At 63.8% G+C, this 21793-nt stretch carries 16 protein-coding genes and 1 riboswitch; of the genes, 8 read left to right on the forward strand and 8 right to left on the reverse strand.

The annotated features are described in order from the left end of the window. Positions 1-486: 486 nt before the first annotated feature. Positions 487-1431: a flagellar brake protein gene (locus PQQ51_RS09690; RefSeq protein ID WP_408496556.1), complete on the forward strand. Its 945-nt coding sequence runs from the start codon at positions 487-489 to the stop codon at positions 1429-1431. A 26-nt stretch (positions 1432-1457) separates the two neighbouring features. Here PQQ51_RS09690 and PQQ51_RS09695 read toward each other — a convergent pair whose 3' ends face one another. The 4 genes from PQQ51_RS09695 to cobW all read right to left on the reverse strand — a co-directional run bounded on the left by PQQ51_RS09695 (position 1458) and on the right by cobW (position 8085). Beyond that, positions 1458-2039, reverse strand: coding sequence for a vWA domain-containing protein (locus PQQ51_RS09695; RefSeq protein WP_408496557.1), 582 nt, complete (start codon positions 2037-2039; stop codon positions 1458-1460). A gap of 89 nt (positions 2040-2128) precedes the next feature. Then, a complete protein-coding gene (locus tag PQQ51_RS09700; RefSeq protein ID WP_408496558.1) occupies positions 2129-3178 on the reverse strand; it encodes a magnesium chelatase ATPase subunit I in 1050 nt (349 codons plus the stop codon). Beyond that, positions 3175-6975 (reverse strand): cobaltochelatase subunit CobN, encoded by a 3801-nt coding sequence (gene cobN, locus PQQ51_RS09705; protein WP_408496559.1) that lies wholly within the window; start codon positions 6973-6975, stop codon positions 3175-3177. Before cobN ends, PQQ51_RS09700 begins: the two co-directional genes overlap by 4 nt. A gap of 6 nt (positions 6976-6981) precedes the next feature. Further along, on the reverse strand, positions 6982-8085 hold the full coding sequence (cobW, locus tag PQQ51_RS09710; RefSeq protein WP_408496560.1) for a cobalamin biosynthesis protein CobW: 1104 nt from the start codon (positions 8083-8085) through the stop codon (positions 6982-6984). A 161-nt stretch (positions 8086-8246) separates the two neighbouring features. Continuing rightward, positions 8247-8525: riboswitch (cobalamin riboswitch) on the reverse strand. A 232-nt stretch (positions 8526-8757) separates the two neighbouring features. Here cobW and cobA point away from each other — a divergent pair. The 5 genes from cobA to bluB are packed head-to-tail and all read left to right on the forward strand — an operon-like array spanning position 8758 to position 12600. Then, a complete protein-coding gene (cobA, locus tag PQQ51_RS09715) occupies positions 8758-9534 on the forward strand; it encodes a uroporphyrinogen-III C-methyltransferase (RefSeq protein ID WP_408496737.1) in 777 nt (258 codons plus the stop codon). Then, a complete protein-coding gene (locus PQQ51_RS09720; RefSeq protein ID WP_408496561.1) occupies positions 9531-9992 on the forward strand; it encodes a cobalamin biosynthesis protein in 462 nt (153 codons plus the stop codon). Before cobA ends, PQQ51_RS09720 begins: the two co-directional genes overlap by 4 nt. Further along, positions 9989-10591 carry a cob(I)yrinic acid a,c-diamide adenosyltransferase gene (gene cobO, locus PQQ51_RS09725; protein ID WP_408496562.1) on the forward strand — a complete coding sequence of 201 codons (603 nt, stop codon included), beginning with the start codon at positions 9989-9991 and terminating at the stop codon, positions 10589-10591. The genes PQQ51_RS09720 and cobO overlap by 4 nt, the downstream gene beginning before the upstream one ends. 31 nt (positions 10592-10622) lie before the next feature. Continuing rightward, positions 10623-11921, forward strand: coding sequence for a cobyrinic acid a,c-diamide synthase CobB (locus PQQ51_RS09730; protein ID WP_408496738.1), 1299 nt, complete (start codon positions 10623-10625; stop codon positions 11919-11921). Then, positions 11905-12600: a 5,6-dimethylbenzimidazole synthase gene (gene bluB / locus PQQ51_RS09735; RefSeq protein ID WP_408496563.1), complete on the forward strand. Its 696-nt coding sequence runs from the start codon at positions 11905-11907 to the stop codon at positions 12598-12600. Before PQQ51_RS09730 ends, bluB begins: the two co-directional genes overlap by 17 nt. Positions 12601-12612: 12 nt before the next feature. On the opposite strand, the gene PQQ51_RS09740 is transcribed toward bluB, so the two are convergent. The 4 genes from PQQ51_RS09740 to PQQ51_RS09755 all read right to left on the reverse strand — a co-directional run bounded on the left by PQQ51_RS09740 (position 12613) and on the right by PQQ51_RS09755 (position 18142). Further along, positions 12613-13218 (reverse strand): DUF4136 domain-containing protein, encoded by a 606-nt coding sequence (locus tag PQQ51_RS09740; RefSeq protein ID WP_408496564.1) that lies wholly within the window; start codon positions 13216-13218, stop codon positions 12613-12615. Positions 13219-13292: 74 nt separating this feature from the next. Further along, positions 13293-15866: a CHASE2 domain-containing protein gene (locus PQQ51_RS09745; protein ID WP_408496565.1), complete on the reverse strand. Its 2574-nt coding sequence runs from the start codon at positions 15864-15866 to the stop codon at positions 13293-13295. A gap of 102 nt (positions 15867-15968) precedes the next feature. Beyond that, positions 15969-17411, reverse strand: a complete 1443-nt coding sequence (locus PQQ51_RS09750; protein ID WP_408496566.1) for a FecR domain-containing protein — start codon at positions 17409-17411, stop codon at positions 15969-15971. Next, positions 17408-18142 (reverse strand): response regulator transcription factor, encoded by a 735-nt coding sequence (locus tag PQQ51_RS09755; RefSeq protein ID WP_408496567.1) that lies wholly within the window; start codon positions 18140-18142, stop codon positions 17408-17410. Before PQQ51_RS09755 ends, PQQ51_RS09750 begins: the two co-directional genes overlap by 4 nt. A gap of 1357 nt (positions 18143-19499) precedes the next feature. Between PQQ51_RS09755 and PQQ51_RS09760 the strand changes: the two genes are divergently transcribed. Beyond that, positions 19500-20312 (forward strand): helix-turn-helix domain-containing protein, encoded by an 813-nt coding sequence (locus PQQ51_RS09760; RefSeq protein ID WP_408496568.1) that lies wholly within the window; start codon positions 19500-19502, stop codon positions 20310-20312. A gap of 49 nt (positions 20313-20361) precedes the next feature. Further along, the gene (locus PQQ51_RS09765) at positions 20362-21756 is read left to right on the forward strand and encodes a hypothetical protein (RefSeq protein ID WP_408496569.1); all 1395 of its coding nucleotides are present in this window, start codon (positions 20362-20364) and stop codon (positions 21754-21756) included. Positions 21757-21793: the final 37 nt, after the last annotated feature.

The raw sequence follows: 21793 nt of genomic DNA on the forward strand, positions 1-21793 counted from the left end.
CCATCTCTCGATGACCAAACCTTCCTTTCATTACTGTGTGAGACTTGATACTTCTGCTTTATGCAGCAGACTCCTAAGAGCCCACCGCCGCATCGCGCATCAAGCGCCCACACTTATCGACTGTTAATTTTTAAAGATCAATCGCTTGGAAGCTCTGCTTTCTTCGCGTCCGTCATCAAACGGGAGGCGAATTATGCGATGCGGTACGCACCCCGTCAACCCCAATTGCGCAATTATTTTCAGAAAGATTGCGGCGCTTAAAAAAGCATCAGACTCGCCGCGACACTTTATTTGTTTAGTCAACCGAACTAATTCTTAAAAGTACTCACAAGCCGATTTGTTAGTCGATGATCGATGCAATACACATCTATCGCCAAAGCCAACCAACAAAGAAGCGCCTCTTTCGATAAGATCGGTAAAAAGCTAAAGCCATAACCTTTCACGGCCGTAAGCAAGGTTATCCCGCTACTTATCTCACAGCCGACAATGGAAAAAACAATAGAAGCCTCAGTCGCGGAGTCGACGCCGGAAGCCGCGTCGGCGACATTAAGCATCGATGCCGTGCCGGTAGGTACGCCGCTGGAATGGCCGATAACCGCCCCGGACGGCACGCTACTGTTCGCGAGCGGCGCCATTCTGGCGACCACGGACGAGCGCAAATTCCTGTTCGACAACTTCAAACCGCAGCGCGGCGACCTGCTGGAAGCCACATCGAATAAGGAGCCCGCTGCCTCGGAGCCGGTCGAACCCACTGGCAACCTCGCGCTCAAGGACATGCACCTGACCATTGGTGCGCTGATCGGAATCCGTGCGCAACTTGGCAGCGGTGCGCCCATGCATCCATGCCGCATCATCGGATTCGCGCCGAATCAGGCGCTCTTCATCACTCCGCCACTGCACGAAGGCCGCATGGTTCAGCTCGGCCTCGGCGAGAACATCGAAATCGTCGCTATTGCGAGCCAGGCGGTATTCCGCTTCGTCTGCACCGTCGAGGCTATTTGCCGCTCGCCGTTCGACTATGTCGTGCTATCGAAACCCGGCGTGATCCGCCGCCTGCGCGAGCGCAAATCGATCCGCGTGCGCTCGCACCTCCCGGTTCGCTTCGGCATCGGCGAAACGGGTAACTCGTACGAGGGTCTCGGGCTTGCAAAGGGCGTCAGCGCGGTCGGCATGTCGCTGAGCGCGTCGTGGACGCTGGGCGCGGTGGGCGAGCGTCTGCGTATCGCATTCCGTTTGCAATCGACGGATCTGGACAGCGAGATCGAAACCACCGCGGTGATTCGTAATGTGCAGAAACCCGGCGCGCAGGGCGAGCCGACTGTTCATGGCATCGAGCTCGACCAACTCGACGGCGCGCAGCAGATGGCGATGAAGGTCTTCGTGTTCGACCGCCAGGACGACGTGCTCTATTGGTCCAATGGACTGAAATAAGCGTGCAATAGCTCATGGCGCGCCGCTTAGCGAATCAGTTCTTCCGGCGTGAAATACGCCGCGCCCCACGCGCTGGCCAGCGCTTCGCAACGTCCCAGCCGTATCGTCTCGCGCTCGAAGTCGACGAACACGATCTCGTCCGCATCGACGGGACGCGCAGGCTGGTCGCCGCTGCGACCGTCGGTCAGAATCCACAGCCAGCGCTGCTGTGCCGGCTTACGCCGCGCGCTTTGCTCCAGCAATTGCGCCGCGCGCTTCACGCCGGACGCAAGCGGCGTCCCGCCTCCGCCACCCACCGGCCGCAACCATCGCTCGTTCCACCAGCGCGGCACTGCGGGACCGAAGCGCAAGTCCGCACCGGCGCCGCCGAAACAGACCAGCGCGGCCTCGGCGCGCGTGCTGCTAGCGCGGTCGAACAACGCGCTCAGCAACCCTTTGGCGAGCGCAAGGCGTTGGCCCGCGAGCATCGACCCCGAACAATCGAGCACGAAGCAGTGCAACACTCCGCCTCGCGGGACTTCACGCACGAACCGCAAGTGTTCCGCGTTTAACTTCCGCTGACGCATCGCCGCCAGCGTGAGCGGCCATGCGATGCGCTTGCCCGGCATGCCTTGCAGACGATCGCGAGAACCTGCGCCCCCAGCTTGCCGCCATCGAAAACCGCTGCGCGAGTCAGCGGCGGCGCCCTTCCGATGGCTCAGCGTTTTTTTGTGTTGAGCGGGATCACGCCTTTGACCTGCGCGACACCCGTGGACTGCGGCGGCAGATAGCCCCAATCGCTCTCGCCGGCATGCTCGGCGGCAAAGTTCACAGACTCGCGCGCCGCTGACGGCTCACCGCCTTCGCCAGAAGCCTGTTGCGGCGCCTGACTCTCACTCGCGCCGCGATCATCGTGTCGTCGATGCCTCAATACCGCCTCGGCGACACGCTCGACATGCCCGATCGTGACAGCCGCCGCCTGCTCGAGCGCGGCCAACGCCCGCGCCGCACGCAGCATCACCAGATCGGCGCGCAGTCCGTCCACGGCCGCCGCGATGCAAAGCGCGCTGACATGCGCATGCACGGACTCGTCGAATGTCAGTGCGGGCAATGCTGCGCGCGCCGCGCGAATCCGCTCTTCGTAAGCCTCCTGCTGCGGTGCATATTCAGCACGAAACGCAACGGAATCGAGATCGAACGCCAGCCGTGCCTTCACGATCTGCTGACGCACCTGCGCGTCGAAACAATTCTGTAGCTCGACCATCAATCCAAAGCGGTCGATCAGTTGCGGGCGCAACTCACCCTCTTCCGGATTCATCGTGCCGATCAACACGAAGCTCGCTTCATGACTATGCGACACACCGTCGCGCTCGACGGTATTCACGCCGCTCGCCGCAGCATCGAGCAACGCATCGACGAGCGCGTCCGGCAACAGATTCACCTCGTCGACATACAACACGCCGCGATGCGCCTTCGCGAGCAAGCCCGGCGAGAAACGCACCGATCCATCGCGCAGCACGGTTTCGATATCGAGCGTGCCGATCAGACGATCCTCGCTTGCGCCGAGCGGCAGGTTCACCAACTGGCCTTCGGGCAACAACTCGGCGAGCGCACGCGCCGCCGTCGATTTCGCCGTGCCGCGCGGGCCGCTAACGAGCACGCCGCCGAGACCAGGATCGATTGCCGCAAGCAGAAGCGCCTGCTGCAACGGCGTCTGACCGATCAATGCGGCAAACGGAAAAGCAGGCCGCTGCGTCACTGTGTTCATATCTGCATTCCTTCGATCCGTTGCTCGCTCGCGAGCAGATGCTGCTCCACTTGCGAGCGATAGTCGCCCGGCGCTTGCCACAAGCCGCGCTGCATCGCTTCGAGCAAACGCTCACAGACCGAATGCAGCGCATGAGGATTGTGCCGCTGCATGAACTCGCGCGTGTCGGCGTCGTTCAGATAAGCGTCGGCGACGAGCGCATATTGATGATCCGCAATCACCCGCGCGGTCGCATCGTAGCCGTATAGATAGTCGACGGTCGCCGCAATTTCCGCTGCGCCCTTATAGCCGTGACGCTTCACGCCGTCGAGCCATTTCGGATTGACCACGCGCGACCGGATCACGCGCGCGATCTCTTCATGCAGCGTGCGCACCCGCGGCGCGGCCGGATTGCTGTGATCGGCGTGATACACGTTCGGCTGATTGCCCGCGAGATGTCGCACGGCCGCGACCATGCCGCCTTGAAACTGATAGTAGTCGTTCGAATCGAGCAGATCGTGTTCGCGGTTGTCCTGGTTCTGCAGCACCACGTCCATCGCGGCGAGACGTACGCCGAAAGCGTCGCGCGCTTCCACGCCGGCGCTTTTCTGCGTGTATGCATAACCGCCCCAGGCCTGATACGCGTTCGAGAGATCGGCATCGGTTTGCCATTGCCGCGAGTCGATCATGTCCTGCAGACCCGCGCCATACGCGCCGGGCCGCGCACTGAACACGCGCCAGCCGGCGCGTTTGCGCGCCTCGGCCGCGTCCATGCCGCCCGCGATCAACGCGTCGCGTTCGCGCAGCACGCGCGCGCGAATCGGATTCAGATCTTCGGGCTCGTCGAGTTCGGCTACAGCCTGCACGGCGGCATCGAACAGATGCATCACGTTCGCGAACGCATCGCGGAAGAAACCGGACACGCGCAACGTCACGTCGATACGCGGACGGTCGAATACTTCGATCGGCATGATTTCGAAGTCGGTCACGCGATGACTGCCCGGTGCCCATTTCGGCCGCACACCGAGCAACGCAAGCGCCTGCGCAATATCGTCGCCGCCGGTGCGCATCGTCGCGGTACCCCAAACCGAAAGGCCGATCGCGCGCGGATAGTCGCCCTTCTCCTGCAAATGACGTTCGATCAGTTGCTGCGCCGATTTCAAACCGAGCGACCACGCCGCCTGAGTCGGGATCGCGCGCGTGTCGACCGAATAGAAATTGCGGCCGGTAGGCAGCACGTCCGGGCGGCCGCGCGACGGCGAGCCGCTTGGTCCCGGCGGCACGAAGCGCCCTTCGAGGCCGCGTTTGAGGTTGCGCATTTCCTGCGGACCGCACGCGTCGAGCCGCGGCAGAATGTCATCGCGCAAACGCTCGATCACGCGTTCGGCTTGCGGCAAGTTCTCCGCCACGACGGTTGAAGCGCCGGCAGCATCGCCGCACACCTCGCGCAACATGTCGGCCGCCAGCAGCTCCAGACGCTCGCGCGTATCGCCGCAATGCCGCCACGGTGCATCGCTGACCCGCTGCAACAGATCCGGCCGCGGACCTTCCCACACCGCGGACCAATCCACCGACAACGGATCGAACAGATGATCGATCCGCAGATCGCGCGCCAATGCATCGATCAGGCCGGCCTTGCCACCCTGTCCGTCGCCGACCGGAAACCGCCCCAGCGCCAGCAACGTATCGCGCCGCTGAACCCCTGCCGGCGACTGTCCGAACGTGTGCAACCCATCGCGAATCTGCGCTTCCTTCAACTCGCACAACCACGCATCGACTCGCGTGAGCAGCACGTCTTCGTCGTCTTCGCCCGTGGGTTTGTCGAGACTCAACTCCTCATGCAAACGATGTTCGACGATCGTCGCGAGAATCGTGCGCCGCAGCAGCTTCGCACGGCGTGGGTCGACCATCAGCGCCTCATAGTATTCGTCGACCTGGCGTTCGAGATCCTGCAACGGCCCATAGCTTTCGGCACGCGTGAGCGGCGGCATCAGATGATCGATGATCACCGCCTGCGCACGGCGCTTCGCCTGGCTGCCCTCGCCCGGATCGTTGACGATGAACGGGTACAGATGCGGCATCGGCCCGAGAATCAGATCGGGCCAGCAGGCATCGCTCAACGCGACGCTTTTGCCCGGCAGCCATTCGAGGTTGCCATGCTTGCCGACGTGCGCCACCGCGTCGATACCGAACTGATGACGCAGCCAGAAATAGAACGCCAGATAAGCATGCGGCGGCACGAGTTCGGCGTCGTGATAGCTCGCGTAGTCGCCTTGCTCGCGCGAGCGCGACGGCTGAATGCCGACGAACACCTGGCCGCAGCGCCAGCCCGCAATCATGAAGCGGCCGCGCCGCAACGTCGGGTCCTGATCGGGCGTGCCCCAACGCGCATTCAGCGCGTCGCGGACTTCAACGGGAAGCCGTGAGAAATACGCGAGATAGTCGTCGAGCGCGAGGCTTTGCAATGCCGGCCGCAAATCGCGCACCACCGGATCGTTGGTCACGCCTTCGGTCAGTTTCTTCAATAACGCGTCGCCGTCCGCGGGAAGCTCGTCGAGCCGATAGCCTTCGGCCTGCAGCATCGACAGAATGCCGACCACCGAAGCCGGCGTATCGAGCCCCACGCCATTGCCGATCCGCCCTTCGCTCATCGGATAGTTCGCGAGAATCAGTGCGACTTTTTTCTGCGCGTTATCGAGCGTGCGCAGACGGCACCAGCGCCGGCTCAACTCAGCGAGAAAACCGACACGTTCGAGATCCGGCTGATAGCGTACGACGTCGACCTGCGTGTGCGGACAACGATACGCAAGACCTTTGAAGCTGATCGCCCGCGTGATGATGCGGCCGTCCACTTCGGGCAGCGCTATATGCATCGCGATATCGCGCGAGTTGAGCCCCTGATTGTCTTTGACCCAGTCGTCGCGATTGCCGCCGCTCAGAATCACCTGCATGACCGGCGCATCGCCGGCGAGCGCGAGCGGTTCGGGGTCGTCGATCGCGGACGCGGCGAACGCTGTCGTGTTCAGCACCAGCGCGACGTCATGTTGCGCGCACAACTGCTGCACGACGTCGCGACTCAGTGCGTCTTTGAGCGATGTGATCGCGATCGGCAGCGGATTCAGACCCTGTGCTTCGAGTGCGTCGATCAGCGCGTCGAACACGACCGTATTGGCCGCCTGCAAATGCGCCTTATAAAACAGAATCGCGGCGACAGGCGCGCCTTCACGCCAACGCGCCTGCCAGTCGGCCATGGTCGGCGTATCGTGCTGCGGATGGTAAAGCGTCGCGGCCGGCAACGCGCGCGGCGGCGCAGGCTCGCGCCCCCAGCCGAACTGACGGAACGCGATGCAGCGCAAGAACGCCTCGGCATTTTGCGGACCGCCTTCGCGCAGATAGCGCCACAGTTGATGACACAGATCGGCGTCGGCGGTGCTGCGCGCGAGCAGGTTGGGATCTTCCTGCAGATCGCCGGAGAACATCGCCAGCGTCTGCTGTTTGCGCTCGGCGAGCGCGACGACCTGCTCGATCCCGTACGGCCAGTATGCTTCGCCGCCAAGATGATCGACCACCACGACGCGCGCATGCTGCAACACGTCTTCGACGTAAAAATCGACCGATGCCGGTTGCCGCAGATACGTCACGTTCGCGAGACGCAGGCTCGGAAAACCGTCGCCGAGGCGCGGCACCACGCTCGCGAGCAACGACAGCGTGGTGTCCGCGGAACTGAGCACGACGATCTCGGCGGGCTGCTGATCGATGCGGATCACGCCTTGCGTGTCGTCGACAAAACCGCCCGGCGTCGTGCGCAGCAGATGCATGGCCGCTTACGCCTGTTGCACGGCGGCGGCCGACGGCACGTTCAACGCGGCGTCGAACGCGCGTTGCAGCGCGGGCTGATCGAGATCTTCGCCGATCAGCACGAAGCGGCTTTGCAATGCGTCGCCTGCTTTTTCGTCCGCCTGCCAGCGTCGATCGAAATAGCTGTCGAAGCGACGGCCCACGCCCTGAATCACGAGGCGCATCGCCGCGCCCGGCAGCGCGGCAAAGCCCTTCACGCGATAGATCGTGTTCGTTTCGACGAGCGTTTGCAGCGCGGCGATCACCGCTTCGCGCGAAGGCGCGCTCGCGTGCACCACCACCGAATCGAATTCGTCGTGGTGATGATCGGCGTCTTCAGCGGAACCGTGGTGGTCGTGGCGCAGATGGATCGTTTCTTCCGACGCCGCTTCGAGACCGAGCAGCGTAGGCAGATCGAGCTGGCCCATGTGCGAGCGCACGATCTTCACCTGCGCCGGAATCTCTTCGCGAATCAGCTTTTCGACCGCGCTCTGCGCTTCGTCATCGAGCAAATCGGTCTTGTTCAGGATCACCAGATCGGCGGCGGACAACTGGTCTTCGAACAGTTCGTGCAGCGGCGACTCGTGATCCAGATTCGGATCGGCCTTGCGCTGCGCATCCACGGCGACCGGGTTCTCCGCGAACTGGCCGCTCGCCGCAGCGGGACCGTCCACGACGGTGACCACCGCGTCGACGGTGAAGCTGTTCTTGATTTGCGGCCAGTTGAACGCCTGCACGAGTGGCTTCGGCAATGCGAGGCCCGAGGTTTCGATCAGCACGTGATCGATCTGCCCGCGACGTTCGACGAGCTTTTCCATCACCGGAAAGAACTCTTCCTGCACGGTGCAGCACAGGCATCCGTTCGCGAGTTCATACAATTGCCCTTCAGTCTCGACGCCGTTTTCATCGCAGCCGATGCCGCAGCCTTTCAGGATTTCGCCGTCGATGCCGAGTTCGCCGAACTCGTTGACGATCACCGCGATGCGCTTGCCGCCCGCATGCTGAAGAATATGCCGCAGCAGCGTGGTCTTGCCGCTGCCGAGAAAGCCCGTGACGATGGTGACGGGAATCTTGCGCATTTGAGTTTGCATCGTGGGTCCATCCGTAGGAGTGGCCGGTCCGCGTCCGTGTGTCGTCTATCGTGCGCATTGCTAAGCCGGCACATTGACGAACACGGGGACGAAGAACAGCGTTGCCGCGGCAACAGAAAACGAGAATGAGGTCATGAACGCGACGCCGCATCCCCGCGGCGTTCGTCATTGCTTCTCTGGCCGGTATCCGGGCTGGCGAAAGCGCCGCTTCCCCTTCCCGGGCGAGTGATTTCTCGCCCAGTGGTGATATGCCGACGCGGCCTTGCGCGTGGACATCGAAGCCGGCTCCGCGGCGCTGAACAACGCATCCAGACACCGCTTTTCGCTTACCGTTGCGGGGGCAGCACAGGTTGACTCATCCGCGAAAGAAGAGCCCCTGTTTCCCGTTTAACCGCCCGCGCGCAAGCGCGCGGACGTGCACCAAAGTGCGTGCGAGTTTAGGCGCGCAGCCCCGTGCCGTCAAGGAAACACGGGGCATGCGGGTGCTTGTCCGGGGTGCTGGGAACGCGTGCCGTGTGCTATCGTGCGCGCATTTGGTGCCCCGCACAGGCGTTCGCCTGTGCAGTAAAACGGATATTTGTAGCGCCGCATGACCTCTGATGCTCAATGGGCCGTCTTCACGGCCGCCCTCTTCCCCGCTGTCATCACATGGCGCGCGCCATGCACGTCGCGATGAGCCGCGCGTGGCTGATCGGCGCGGGCCCCGGCGACGTCGAACTGATGACGCTCAAGGCCACCCGCGCGCTCGCTCAAGCGGATGTGGTGCTGGTCGACGATCTGGTGAATCCGGACGTGCTGCAATTCGCGCGCGCCGATGCGCTGGTGGTGTACGTCGGCAAACGCGGCGGCCATCCGTCGACGCCGCAGGCCGGTATTGTCGCGATGATGCTCGATCATCTGCGGGCCGGGCGCAGCGTCGCGCGTTTGAAAGGCGGCGATCCGTTCGTGTTCGGCCGCGGCGGCGAAGAACAGCAGGCGCTGCATGAAGCGGGCATCGACGTGGAAGTCGTCAACGGGATTACTGCGGGCATCGCGGCGCCGGCGGCGATCGGCATTCCGGTCACGCATCGCGATCACGCGCAAGGCGTCGTATTCGTCACCGGTCACGGGGCGGGCAGCGCCGAACCGGACTGGCACGCGCTCGTCGCCACGCGGATGACGCTCGTGATCTATATGGGCATGCGGCGGCTCGGCGATATCGCCGGCGCGTTGCTCGCAGCCGGCATGAGCGCCGACACGCCGTGCGCGGCGATCGAATCGGCGACGCGTCCCGAACAACGTCATGCGCTTGCCCGGCTCGGCGAGTTCTCGCAGGCGGTGGCAAGCGCCGGGCTCGGGTCGCCGGCGATCGTCGTGATCGGCGGTGTGGCGTCGCTGGCTTTGGCGCAGGCGGTTTCCACGCAAGCCGCTGACGCGACGCTTCACCCCGACACGGATTTCACGCGATGAAGACGTTGAGCGTCGGCATCGGTTGCCGGCAGAACTGCTCCGCCGCGCAGATCGAAGCCGCCGTGCGCGCGGCGCTGGGCACTTGCGACAATGACGGCGACCCGCTCGGCGTTGCCGACATCGCCACGATTGCCACCGTCGATCTGAAAGCCGACGAGCCCGGCTTGCGCGAATTTTGTGCGCGTCACGCGTTGCCGTTGGAAACGTTCAGCCGCGAGCAGATCGCTGCGTTGCCTCGCGCGGCGACGGCACCCTCGGCGGCCGCACGCGAACATCTCGGCGTCGACGGCGTGTGCGAACCCTGCGCGTTGCTCGCCGCGAGCAAGCTGGGCACGCCGGACGCGAGGTTGATCGTGCGCAAGACGATACTCGATGGCGTCACGGCGGCGGTGGCGATCGCGTCGCCCGTTCGCACCGGCTTCGAATCCATTCACACCCCAACACAGGACCGTCCATGAAGACCGATCCCGAATCGCATCAACGCATGACCGAGCGCCGCCGCGAAGGCCACGAGAAAAAGCAGGCCGCCGCCACGCTCGAAAAGGGTCTGCTGATCGTCAACACCGGCACGGGCAAGGGCAAGACCACCGCCGCGTTCGGCATGGCCGTGCGAGTGCTCGGGCACGGCATGCGTCTCGGCGTCGTGCAGTTCATCAAGGGCGCGCTGCATACGTCGGAGCGCGATTTTCTCGGCGCGATCGCCCACTGCGATTTCGTGACGATGGGCGACGGCTACACCTGGAACACGCAGAATCGCGACGCCGACATCGCCACCGCCCGCAAAGGCTGGGACGAAGCGCGCCGGATGATCGAAAGCGGCGACTATCAGATGGTGATCCTCGACGAACTGAACACCGTGCTGAAATACGAATACCTGCCGCTCGACGAAGTGCTCGCGGTCATCAATGCGCGCGCCGACATGCTGCACGTGGTGGTGACCGGCCGTCACGCGCCCGACGCGTTGATCGAAGCCGCCGACCTCGTCACCGAAATGCGGATCGTCAAGCATCCGTATCGCGAGCAAGGCGTGAAAGCGCAAGCCGGCGTGGAGTTCTGACGCAATGAGCGGATCGTCCGAGCGCGCTTCCATCGGCTCGTGCCCGGCGCTCTTCATCAGCGCGCCGGCATCGGGTCAAGGCAAGACCACGATCACCGCGGGTCTCGCGCGCTACCACCGGCGCCAGGGTCGGCGCGTGCGCGTGTTCAAGACCGGCCCGGACTTTCTCGATCCGATGATTCTCGCGCGCGCGAGCGGTGCGCCGGTGTTGTCGCTGGATCTGTGGATGGTCGGCGAAGCCGCTTGCCGCGCGCTGCTGGCGCAAGCGGCGGCCGAGGCCGACCTGATCCTGATCGAGGGCGTGATGGGCCTGTTCGACGGCACGCCGAGCAGCGCCGATCTCGCGACCGTGTTCGGCGTGCCCGTGCTCGCGGTGATCTCGGCAAAAGCGATGGCGCAGACGTTCGGCGCGGTCGCGTTCGGCCTCGCGCAATTCCGGCCACAGGTGCCGTTTTACGGCGTGCTGGCCAATCGGGTCGGCTCCGCGCGGCACGCGCAGATGCTTGCCGAAGCGCTGCCGCCGACGTTGCGCTGGTGCGGCCACATCGCCGCCGACGACGCGATCGAATTGCCCGATCGCCATCTCGGCTTGCATCAAGCCGCGGAGATCGACGACCTCGACGCGCGCCTCGAACGCGCCGCCGATGCGCTCGCGCACACCGCACTGGCCGACCTGCCGCCGCCGGTCGAATTCGGCGCGCTGCCGGCGGATGTGCCGTCGCGTCTGCTGGAAGGCAAGCACATTGCGATCGCGCGCGACGCGGCGTTCTCGTTCATCTACCCGGCGAACGTCACGCTGCTTGAAGCGCTCGGCGCGCGCATCGCGTATTTTTCGCCGCTCGCCGATGAGCCCGTGCCGCCCGAAGCGGATGCGCTCTATCTGCCCGGCGGCTACCCGGAGTTGCATGCGGCGGCGCTCTCGCGCAACACGCACAGCGCGTCGACGATCCGCGCGCACGCCGCAGCGGACAAACCCGTCGTCGCCGAATGCGGCGGCATGCTCTACCTGCTCGACCAGCTCACCGATACCGGCGGCGTGACCACACCGATGCTCGGCCTGCTGCCCGGCCACGCGACCATGCAAACCCGCTTCGCCGCGCTCGGCATGCAGCAGATCGACGGCCTGCACGGTCCGATGACCGGCCACACCTTCCACTACTCGAAACTGATCACGCCGCTCGCGCCGCTGCGCTCGGCCACCCGTGCGCAAAGCGATGCGCCGGGCGAGGCCGTGTACCGCGCCGGCCCGATCGTCGCGACCTACATGCACGCTTATTGGCCCTCCAACCCGGCCTTCGCGGCCGCCCTGTTCCATGGCGAAGCCTTTTAACGACTCCGAGCGCGCCGCCGTCTACCGCGCGATTTACGAGCGGCGCGACATGCGTCATTTCGTGCGCGACCCGGTCGATCCTGCTGTGCTACAGCGTCTGCTCGACGCGGCGCATCACGCGCCGAGCGTCGGTTATATGCAGCCGTGGCGCATCGCGCGCGTCACCGATCCGGCCTTGCGCGCGGAGCTGCACGCGAGCGTCGAAAGCGAGCGCATGGCGACCGCCGACGCGCTCGGCAAGCGGCGCGAAGAGTTCATGAAGCTGAAAGTGGAAGGCATGCTGGAGTGCGGCGAACTGCTGGTGATCGCACTGATGGACGGCCGCGAGCGGCATGTGTTCGGCCGCCGCACGCTGCCGGAGATGGACCTCGCGTCGGTGGCGTGCGCGATCCAGAACATGTGGCTCGCTGCGCGCGCCGAAGGGCTGGGCATGGGCTGGGTGTCGCTATTCGATGTCGACGCGGTGCGCCGATTGCTGCAGATGCCGGAAGGCGCGCGGCCGGTCGCGATTCTGTGTCTCGGTCACGTCGACCGGTTTTACGACGAGCCGATGCTCGAAACCGAGCGCTGGGCGACCCGCATGCCGCTCGCCGACTGCGTGTTCGAGAACCGCTGGCCGGATCAGTCGGATCAAGCGGATCAAGCGGTTAAGCCGGACACGGATGAACCGCACGGCTGAAGACCGCATTCCTCAAGGCTGCAACGGCTTCACCGAGACCACGTCCGGTACGCCGCCCGTCTTGTCGGCTCGCAGCTTCACACGCCAGTCCGGCGGCGCATCGAATGGAAATTTCGCCAGCGCGCTTTTCACCAGCACCGGCATTGCGTGCAGCGGATCGGCGTCGCGATCGCTGCTCGTCGCGCGCACTTTGTAGACTTCGACGCCACTAGCCCGCTCGAAAAAACGCAAGCTCAGCGCGTGCTGGTAAGCGCGTCCGCCGAACAACGCAAACGACGGCGCCGGCGCCGTTGGACGGCCGCACTCGTCGCCCGCGCAGTCCGTCGCGGTGACGCCGACCGTTGCCGGCCGCGTGTCATACGCGATCGACAGCAAATAATGCGCGGGCTTGTCCGTCGACACGACGAAACCGTGCTTCAACAGTTCATTGCGCAATAACGCTTCGAACTGTGAATGATCCGCGCTGGCGTCCTGCGACGGCGTCCGCGCGATCGTATAGGTACGCTCGCCTTGCAGCGCGGCCGAAGGATGCGCGGTATGCACGTCGGCGTTCAAACCGGCGCAGCCAGTAAGACTCGCCGCGACCAGCGCGGCACAGATCAGTATCGCTTTCGCCATCTTCTCTCTCGTGTTGCCAGGTTGCTTTGCTGATTCAGATTTTTTTAGTTGCCGACGCGCGGCTTCATGCATCTTCAATGCGGCTTCGCGGGAACGTCGGCTTGCGCGTCCTCCCATGCCGGCAGATCGATCGTAAAGGCCGTTCCCTGGCCTGGCGCACTGACCACGCGCACTTCGCCGCCATGGCGCGTCACCACGGTCTTCACGAACGCCATACCCAGCCCGGCACCGCCCACGTCGGGCCGGTCCTTCTCGTGAAAGCGCCGGAAGCGTTCGAACAGCTCCGCCTGCCGCTCTTCCGGAATCCCGTAACCTTCGTCGCGGATCGTGCAGGACACACGCATTGCCGGGGGAACAGACGCAGACGCGGACCCAGACCCAGCCCTGGACGTAGACGCCGCCGTCCCCAAACTGCCGAGACTGCATGTGATCCGTGTATCCGGCGGACTGTACTTGATCGCGTTGTTCAGAATGTTGACGAGCGCGCGCGTGATCAACGAACGATCCACGCAGATCCAGTGCCCCTCGTCGGCGTCGCCCTCGGTGTGCAGCGTGATGCGCTTCGCGTGCGCCTGCGGCCAGACCTCGTCGCTGGCGTCGATGATCAGTTCGGCGAGGCTTACCGGCTCGAGCACATACGTTTGCGACTCGGCCCGCGCCAGTTGCACGAAGTCGTCGGCGAGCGTCAGTGCACGCTGCGCATAGCGTTCGATCCGCTCCAGCAGACCGCGCGCGAGCGCCGATTCGCCGCGCGCGCGCTCAATCTCCACCAGCGCGATGATCGACGCCTGCGGCGAGCGCATATCGTGCGACAGCAGCCGCAGTGCGTCCTCGCGTTGCCGTTCGGCGGCATGCAACGCCGACACGTCGACGAGACCCGCGATCCATCCCGTCGTCACACCTTGCTCGTTGGTGCAGTTCGCGTAACGCAGCAGATGATCGCGCCCGTCGGCGTCGCGCACCTCGACGCCCTGCGCCATCAGCGCGGCAAACCCGCCGTGCGCCGGATCGAGCAGCGCCGGCCAGTGCGCGTGCGCGAGCAGGTTGTTGTCCGCGTCGGACGCCGCGCCCCGGTCGATCGTCTTGACCAGCGTGAGGCCCCCGAGCACGGCCTGCATCGGCCGGCCCTCGGGCAGCGGCGCGCCGAGGCGCGCAAAATGCGCCTTCGCCGCATGATTGGCGATCAGCACGATGCCGCGTACGTCGCTCACGAGAATCGGTTCGGGCACGCTGTCCAGACTGTCCCACACGAAGCGCTTCATGTCCTGCACGCGCTGCGCCGCCTGCGCCATCAACGCCATATGCTGCTCGAGCACGTCGCCGCCGAACTCGCGGCCGCCCTCCGGCGTCTGGGGCGTTTGCGGCAGCAGATGCGGTTCGTCGGCGAGGCGTTGCAATTCGTCGCGCAGATACGCGACGGTCATCTCGAGGCGCCGCCAGTTCCAGATCGGATACACGACGATCATGCCGACGATCCCGGGCACCGGCGACATCCACAGCCGCAATCCGTAAAGCAAAGCTGCGCTGCCGGCCGCGGCGAGCGCGCAGAGCGCACCGGTCAGCAATAGCGAGCGGCGCGGCGACAACACCAGAAAACCCGCCAGCAGCGCGGCGAGCGGCACGAGCGAAACGACGAACGACCACCACCGGTGCACCGGCTCGATCTCGCGGCCGGTCAGCAGCGCGTCGAGCACGTTCGCGTGGATATAAACGCCCGGCAGCGGCCCCAGTTCGCCGGACACGGGCGTCGCGAAGCGGTCGTACAAGCCGGACGCCGTCACGCCGATCAGCACGATGCGCCCGCGTAACGTGGCCTCGGGAACCTCGCCCGCGAGGACGCTCGCGAAACTCAGCTTCGTGTAGCTTTGCGCGTTCGAGCCGAATGGGATCAGGAAGCGGTCTTCGGATGCGGGGGCGGCTTGGGGTGGAGCTTGGGGTGGAGCTTTAGCGGCCGTTCCGAGTCCGCCTACGGCTGAAGCGTCCGAGGCGCTGGCCGCCGACAGGGGCGAGCGTCCGTTCAATTGCAACGTGCCGCGCTCGACCGCCTGCGCGACCGGCACCATCAGTTGCGGCCAGCTCGATCCGGCGTCGCCCTCGAACCGGGCGACGCTGCGCACGATGCCGTCGCTGTGCACTTCCAGATTGATGTGGCCGAGACCCGCGGCTGCCCGTGCGAGCGGCGTCACCGGTTCGACCGCGACGCGGTATCCCCGGCTATCGGGCGACCCCAGCAGAATCGGCAAATACGTGGGGGTCAGCGCAATGGCTCGTGCGAGTTCCGCGTCGTCCGGATTGGCTTCGGTGAAAAGCACGTCGTACACCACGGCCGCCGGTTTCGCCTTCGCGATCTTTTCGAGCAGCCGCGCATGGACGCTGCGCGGCCACGGCCAGCGTCCGAGTTGCGCGACGCTGGCGTTATCGATTTCGAGCACCACGATGTCGGACAGCGGCGGCTGCGCGCGCCGGCTCAGAAAGCCGTCGTAGACCAGATAATCGACGCTCGCGGTCAGCAGGCCAACCGAGCCGAGCAGGATCACCACGATTCCCAGACAGCCCAGCGCCCCCCATTCGAACAGGAAGCGGCGCCCGGCGCGCCGTCCGAGACGGGCGCGCGGATCGAGGCTCAGGCGCGAGTAGGTGTTGGGCAAGACGTTACGAGGTCCCTGAAGTGCGTGGCGGGTTTATTTGCGGCGCGTGGGTATGGCAGCGTCTGGCTGCTTCAACGCTTCGCGCCCCTCAATCTATCAGCGTCAGCGCGCCAGCGTAAAGGAGCGCACGGTGCTGCTCTTCTCATAGAAACGGCCGTTTTCGAACTGCTCGGCGACGATGGTCCAATAGTAGACGCCGGCCGGCAGATCGCTGACCGCCAGTTGGCCGCCCGTCAGATCCGTACGGTCGACGAGCGGATGAGCGAGATCGGCCGTCGTGGCCAGCACGAAGCGAAACCGTGTTTCGACCGTCGAACGGCTGACGAACCAGCGGAATTCGAAATCGCGGCTGCCCGCGCGCGGCGCCGCCGATGCCGTGAGGCCCAACTGACGCCGCTCGAAGCCGTAGACCTGCGGCAAGCCTTCGAGTCCATGAGCGTCGATCGCGGCGATGCGCACGAAATAGGTTCCATCGGCCAGGTCGCCGAAGTCCGCATGCGGCTCGCCCACCCGCAAATCGCGGATCAGGTCGAGCAGATCGGCGTCGCGCGCGATCTGCACGCGGTAGGCCGTGGCACCCGCGGACGGCACCAGGTCGAAGGCGACCGTCTTGCCGTCCTGCACTTTGGCCGGCGCGGCGAGCGCCGGTGCGGGCAGCAATTCGACCGGCGCGCCGACCGCGTCGCCCGCGCGCGTGATATTGCCGAAGCGCGCGGTGACGAGCTGCGCGGACGCCTGCAACGGCACGCCGGGCAGCGGCGCGGCGTCGGCCTTGTCGCTCGCGAGCGGGTCGACGCCGACTGCGCCGTCCAGCACCTCGACCGCCGTGGCGCGGGTTTCGCTGTCGTAACCCACCTTGAAATGCGTGCCGCGCACCCCCGCCACCACCGATGGCGAACGGATCTGGAAGCGGTCGTCCTTGCGGGTCGCGTGCGTGACCTCGCTCTGCACTTCACCGCGCTGCAGTTGCAGCACGCGATCGGCCGAACCGGTCAGCACCGTGCGCCGCAGCCGGCCGATATCGAGCACGCCTTCCTGCGACACCGACACATGCGAGCCATCCGCCAACTCCAGCGTGACGAAACCGTTTGGACCGGTGCGAATGCGATCGCCTTCGCCAAGCGTCGTGCCGTCGATCAGCGGCGTATAAAGCGTCTTCGTCTTGCCGAATGCATGGTCGACCGGGCCGCTGGTCGCGATCACGCGCGCCGATTCCGGGTCCTGCCGAAGCCTGTCGGCCGGCAGACGCAACGCGACACCGGCCGGCATCCGACGCGGCGCGGGCACATGATTCAAACGGCTGAGCACGGCCCAATCGCCCGCGTCGCGCAGATAACGGCCGGCGATTTCATACAGCGTGTCGCCTTCGTGCGTGACATACGCGACGTAGACCGGCGCGGTAGTCTGCGGGCGTGGCTTCGGCGAACGCGACGCATGCGCGTCCACCGAAGACGACGCGAAGCACGTCATCGCAATCAGGCTGGCCGCCACGAGCACGGAGCCGGCCCGCCGCACTGGCGCGGCCGGTTGCGGAGCACGCGTCACGCGTCCCCCGTTGCGGGACTTTCGTCGGCGGCCTGCGAAGCCCCGGCTTCAATCCTCTCGAGCCGGTAGCCGTAACCGTAAATCGGCGTCAGCCGGTAACCATGCTCGGGACGCAGACCCAGCTTGCTGCGCAGCATCGACACGTGGGTGTCCATCGTGCGCGACGGAATGTCGGTGGCCTGCTTCCAGATCACATCGAGGATATGCGTGCGCGATAGCGGCCGGCTCAGGTGCTGAAACAGCAGGAGCGCCAACTCGAACTCTTTCTGCGTGACGGCCACGATCTGGCCGCGCACCACCACATGTTTCGCGCTCAGATCGAACTCGAACTCGCCGAACACTTCCTTCACCGCTGCCGGCTTCAGGTGATAAGCACGACGCAGCAACGAGCTGACGCGCGCCAGCAGTACCGCCGCCGAGACCGGTTTGACGATGTAATCGTCCGCGCCGATGTTGAGGATCGACGTGATATCGGTTTCCCCGCCACGGCTCGTCATGAACAACACCGGCAAGCGCTCCGACAGGCTTTCGCGAACCCAGCGCAGCACCTCTTCGCCGGACATGTCGGGCACGTTCCAGTCGAGCACGAGCAGATCGAAGGTCTGGCGCCGCAGTTGACGCACCAGTTCACGGCCCGCGCCGTATGCGTGACAAATATGGCCCGACGCCGAAAGCGTCTGACACACAAGGTCGGCTTGCGCCGGATCATCATCCAGAACTGCAATTCTCATAACACCCCGCAACGCGACATTGCCCTTCGTAACTAGTGGCCGGTTCGCCGGCAGACGGCCAGGAATGACGGCGCAAGCACCGACGATCTGGCTTCCGATTACCTCTCCGGCTTCGCTCTATTCGATTATTGGACCCTGCATTCAAGCCGCTTTCGGCGCGGCCCGACCTCATCCCAAAATGTGGCGCAAACCGCCCACCTTGTCACGCCGACGGCCGAGGGGGCCAAATCATCATAATCGAAAAACGGGCGCCCTCTTGCTGGACACCAGCCGTCCGTGCTGGACGGCGAGCCGGCATGGCCGGGCGCCGATAGGGGTCGCCGGCCATGCTTTCACGCTCTCAGGTTCTGCGCGTACGCGTAGGCGTTCAAACGCGCCTTCAGTCGTACGTTCGGGTTGTTGGTCTCGCCCGCGCAGTGGTTGGCCCCGCCTGCTTTCCTTCCCCTCGCTATCGCTTACCGTTGCTACCGGTCTTTATCTGTGTTGGCTGCTCGCTGTCGTTGCTGCTTGTTGCCGCTCGTTGCTGCTCTGTATTGCCTTGCCGCGCCGTCGCCCCGTTATCTTCGAAAGCCGCGAATTTGACAATTTGGCGACAGTATAGGAACTATCTCAAAATAAATGGTTTAAAAATTGTCAGACGGTTTCTGAGCGGCCATTTATAGGGCCGCCGTTCCGCCCGCCCCTTCGCATAATGCCAACGAAATCCGCCGCTGAAAAACGCATCGATCAGATCATAAAAATCGTCGCGTCGAATATGACCATATGATTGAAATATTCATTTCCTATCCGTGAATTGTTATCGACTCTGTCGGCCAAGGTTGGCCGTTCAATGCTCGCTTTAGATGCGCACGCATCGTTTTTAAAGAGGTATCCTCTTGGTGAATTCACGTGACATGCTCCCGGCTCGCAGAAGTACCCGTGATTCAGCACGGTGATATCCGCATCGCTGTATCGCGCCCGCTGTGCACATCGATTCATTCGCGGTTCTATTCGTCGGTTCTTATTCCTCTCACTGAGCGGAATTAACTTAGACAAATCAGATGTTCAGATCGTCGGGAAATCTGAATTCACAGCACTGTCGTGGAATCAACGGCTGGATAGATTATTCAGTACGAAGGTCCCACCTGATAGCTTCACCCCGAGTAGCGAACAAACCGGTAACTACGCGCCAACAGTAGCGCGCGATCCTGTTTCGACTTTGAATTCGCGCTGCACGCCGTGAATATCTTCGCGCAGTGCGATGTACGGCAATCTTTCAAGTTGTCTGGTTATCCGAATCACAGGATTCATCTGGCAGACAGCTTGCCGCAGTCCTGGACAGCCATACCAGCAATCGTGACGTTTTCCGGGAGACCCGATGAACAAATCCGACCACGTCGCGTGGCCGCCGCCCGACAAAAAACAGCAGTCAAATCGCCGCGGCGATTCGAATGTGCAGATTGCTATCGTGTCCCCTTCGGTGTCTGCGTCGGTGTCCCAGCCGGTGTCCCCTTCAGTCCCGGCATCAATCGACCATGAAGCCGATCCCGACACGTTGACCGGAGAACACTTCGTGCCGATCGGGCCGACTGGCGCGCAAGGTGCGGACGATTTGCGGCTACTCCTCGCGTCGCATACGCGCGCGCGCCTCGCCTCCATCCTGAGTTCGGGCGAGGAGCATCGCGAGTTTGTCGCGCCGGCGTGGATGTTCGTCAACAACGAGTTGGGCGCGGCCACCGCGCGCCCCGTCGAAATTCATCTCGTCATTGCCGAGAACGTCAGGCGTATCTGCATCGATACGCCGAGTGAAAGAGCACTCGGCGATGAAAAGATACGCAGCTCCGCGCAGTGGCTCACCGAGAACTGCGAACAGCCGATCTCCGTGGCCGACGCCGCGCGAACCGTAGCGATGAGCGAGCGCAATTTCCTGCGCCGCTTCCGGCACGAAACAGGCCTGACGCCGTCCGAGTACCTGTTGCGCGCTCGCCTGAATCGCACATGCAAGTTGCTGGCCGAATCCGATCTTCCGATCGACAAAATTGCACGCCGCAGCGGCATGGGCAACGGTGCACAACTGGCGAAACTCTTTCGCAAACGCTTCGGCATATCGCCGAGCGAATTCCGCAATCGAGCCCGTGCCGAGGTGATTGCGCAAAACCTGGTTGCGGATAATCCGCGTCCCCGCGCCTGAACGGGAAGCGAGAACCACTCGCTTGCGAACCCACCCCGGAGTATCGACCTTGCGTCAACCGACAAGTCCCGCTCAGACGCCTCACAGATCGCACATCGGACACGTGCCGCTGATACCGATCCTGATCGGAATCGAAACACCGCTTCTCACGCTTGCCGATCCGGCGTGGGGCGCCGCGGCGAGCGTGCTGTTCCCGCTCAGCCTGTTCATTGCGGTCGCGAGACGCTATCGGGACCTGCTCGACTATCGGGTCATCTATCTTTTCGCGTTGAGCGTATGGGCGGCCAATCATTGTTCGGGCATCTTCTTTCTATTACAGGGCGACAGTACGCAGATTCAGCCGTTTGGCGGCGCGATGAGCCTGTATAGCTATGGCGTTACCGCTTCGACTTTTCTCGTGCTGCTGTTCTGGAAAGACCGCGTCCACGTTGCCGAGCTCCGGATCGACACGCCGGAAGTACACGGAGAACGATTGCGGTTCTTTGCCTTCCTCGTAGTGAGCGTCGGTTACGCAATCGTCGTGCAATGGGATTCTTCTCTGCCGATTGCATCGATGCTCAGTTCATTCATGCTGGTGGCTTTTGCCACCAATCAGCTTTCTTATGCACGCCGCGGACGCTGGATCGCGCTACTGTTATCGGGCGCTTACGCCAGCGCGATTTTTTCGCTAGGCGCCGCGAACCGGACCAGCATGCTGGTGCCGATGGTGGTGACCGGACTGGCAGCACTCGCCACGCGACCACGCATGGATGGACGAATCTTCTCCTTGCGAACCGCTTTCCTGATAGCCGCACTGCTGGCCGTCGCATTGATCGCCGACTGGCAGAAGCAGATGCACATGTCGCTTTTCGAAGCCGTGACGGGCGACATGCGCGCGCTTCCTACGCTGATGTCGACCGCGGAGAACAGCAACTATCTGACGCATGCCGACGCGACGCTGGAGTACCTCGGCTACATTCAGTACATCATCGACCATCACATTTATCACAACGGGTACTACCTGATGCAGGTGGTGAGTTCATTCACCCCACGCGCGCTATTTCCCGGAAAACCCAATTTCGACGTATCCGCGCTGCTGTACGACGCTCATATCGTCAAGATGCCGATGTACTTCGATTTTCTCTTTGACCGGATCATCGATTCAGGCTTCTTCGGTATCGTGCTCTACAACCTCGGCTATCTGTGGCTGACGCGCACGGCCTACCGGATGTACGACCGGGTGCGCGCAATCAGGCCATTGGGCGTGGAATGCGGGCTCTATCTCGCCGCGCTGATCACGCTTTATCTGGTCATGCGCGGGCCGATCATACTGATCACGTGGTTCTATCTGTTTCCGATGGTGCTGCTGGCTCTACGCAACGTCGCGGTCCGCATGCTGCAGCCGCGACGCGCACGACGAGTTATCGTGCCGGACACTCGACGCTTGTCGGAAGAGCGTTCTTAACGCGCATAACGCGTATTTGACGCGTATTTGACGCGTG

Source organism: Paraburkholderia xenovorans, from assembly GCF_046030735.1.
GTDB lineage: Bacteria > Pseudomonadota > Gammaproteobacteria > Burkholderiales > Burkholderiaceae > Paraburkholderia > Paraburkholderia xenovorans_A.